The following is a 2,200-nucleotide window of genomic DNA, read 5'->3' on the forward strand; positions in this document are numbered from 1 at the left end:
CTTTCTTTGAATGGCCCTGCCGTCCGGCCCTCCCGCAGCGCCCGCGCCGTGTGCCCCAGCAGCTTCTCCACCTGACGCGCCGGTGCCGCCTCGCCCCGCCCCACGTAGGCCCGCACCTCCGCCACATCCTCGATCCGCCCGTCCGTCATCATCAGCAGGTACGCCCACCGCTTGATCCCGGGCTCGCCCGCCACCCCCAGCGCCTCCGCGCTCGCCCGCGCCCGCCGCACGAAGCCCAGCAACGTCGCCGCCGGCACGCCCTGCGTCTCCTCTTCCGCCACCTCCCGCAGGTAGGCCGCCACCGACAGGTCGCGCTGGCGCGCGTTCAGGTCCGCGATCTGGTCGCGCCGGAACACGAGCTCGCCCTCCGGGGCCGGGGGCAGGCCGTCGGGCCGCACCACCCGGCACGCCCCGCCGGCCTCCGCGCTCTCGAACGCCACCATCCGCGCCGGGCCCAGCATTCGCGCCGCCTGTTCGGCGTCGAGAAGCCGCAGCACCGCGTTCATCACGTCCGGGTCCGCCTGGCGGAAGAACACCCGCTCGCCCGAGGGCAGGAGCACGTGGTTGAGCGAGCGCAGATGCGCGTAGAGCGCATCCTCTCCCGCCCTCGTCGTCCAGATCGTCCCGGCCCGGCCCGGCGCCTCCGCCAGAACCGACAGCAGCGCCGCACGCGCCTGCGGCTCCTCCCCCACCGGGCACAGCCACGGCCCCTCGCGCTGCACCGCCCCGCCGGGCTCGTCGCGCAGCAGCGGCCGGGCCGACAGGCCCCGCGACGCCAGCAGGGCCGGCAGGTCGGCGAACACCGCCCCGTCCAGCACCGCGTAGGCCGGCGCGTCCGAGCCGGACAGGATCTCGTCGAGCGTGGCACGCCGGTCGCTCATGCCGTCAGCTCCGCACGAACGGCACGCCGGCCTGCGCCATGCGCCGCAGGCACGTCCCGGGCGGCGACCCGCCCCCGCCCTTGACCAGGTCCGGCGTGTACAGGACCGGGCCCGGCCCCACCGTCAGCGCCGCCCCGCCGCCCTTCACCAGCGTGGTCCTGGGCGCCTCGATCGTCACCGTGCCGGACTTGTCCATCACCAGCCGGCTCTCGCCGACCGTGATCATGAACTTCTCGCCGACCTGGATCTCGAACACCTGCCCGACATCGATCGTCTTCGTCCGGCCGACCCGCTCCTCGGCCGACTCCCCCACCAGCACCTGCCGGGTCTTGCCCACCTGCGTCTTGGCGCTCTCCCCCACCGACAGCGACCACGCCTTGCCCACCTGCGTGGCGAAGGCCGTGCCGACATGCGTCACCTTGGCCGCACCCACCTGCTCGACCCGCGCCACCCCGACCGAGTCGGTCTTCAGGCTGCCCACCAGGGTGTTCATCATCCCCGGCAACGAGAACAGCCCGCCCGCCGCCCGGCCGAACCCGGCGCCCGCCGCCGCCAGCGCCGTGCCGGCATCCGGGCGCGGCGAGGGGCCGTTCCACACCCCCTGCTGCGCCCGCTGGCCGTCCTGCCCCAGCATCCCGATCACCGAGGAGGCGAGCTGCGGCGCCATCGCCGCCAATCCCTCGAGGCCGCCGCCCTGGCCCATCGCCTGGCCGAGCAGCCCCGCCGTCTGCCCGGCCATGCCGAGCAGCGGCGCCATCAGGGCGGCCGCCCCCGCCCCGGTCCCCCCGACCGTCAGGTTCAGCGAGCCGCCGATCTCCTGGGTCTGGTTGGCGCCCACCGTCAGGGCCTGGTTGCGGCCGACCACGTTGGCGTGGTCCATGCCGACCGAATGGGTCTGATTGTTCTGGATCTTGGTGGTGTGGTCCTTCTGGGCGTGGAAGAACATGTTCTCCGCGCCGGTCGCGTCCTCGAAGGTCATCTCGTTGAAGCCCTTCGACTTGTACGAGTTCGAGCGCAGCACCATCCGGGTCTTGTTGGCCGGCAGGTCGTAGGGCACCGGGTTGTTGGGGTTGGGCGCGATGCCGACCACGATCGGCCGGTCCGGATCGCCCTCCTGGTAGGCCACCAGCGCCTCCATCCCGACCCGCGGGATCACCTGATGACCCCAGGTCCGGCCGCCCCAGGCCTGCGTCACCCGCACCCAGCCGGTATCCGTCCCGTCGCCCCGCGCACGCCGGTCCCAGGGCAGGGTCAGCTTCACTCTTCCGAATGCGTCGGTGTGGATCTCCTCGCCCGGCGGGCCGGCGATCCGCGCGATC

2 protein-coding genes are annotated in these 2,200 nt (G+C 73.7%); both read right to left on the bottom strand.

Annotation, left to right across the window (positions count from 1 at the left end; all coding sequences use genetic code 11):
* A partial coding sequence (locus tag A5481_RS31690) for a DUF4123 domain-containing protein (protein WP_048437697.1) occupies positions 1 to 881 on the bottom strand: 881 nt, incomplete at its 3' end.
* A 4-nt stretch (positions 882 to 885) separates the two neighbouring features.
* Positions 886 to 2,200: type VI secretion system Vgr family protein (locus A5481_RS31695; protein ID WP_245298687.1), on the bottom strand; the 1,315-nt coding region annotated here is incomplete at its 5' end.

The sequence above is a fragment of the Methylobacterium platani genome (genome assembly GCF_001653715.1).
GTDB lineage: Bacteria > Pseudomonadota > Alphaproteobacteria > Rhizobiales > Beijerinckiaceae > Methylobacterium > Methylobacterium platani.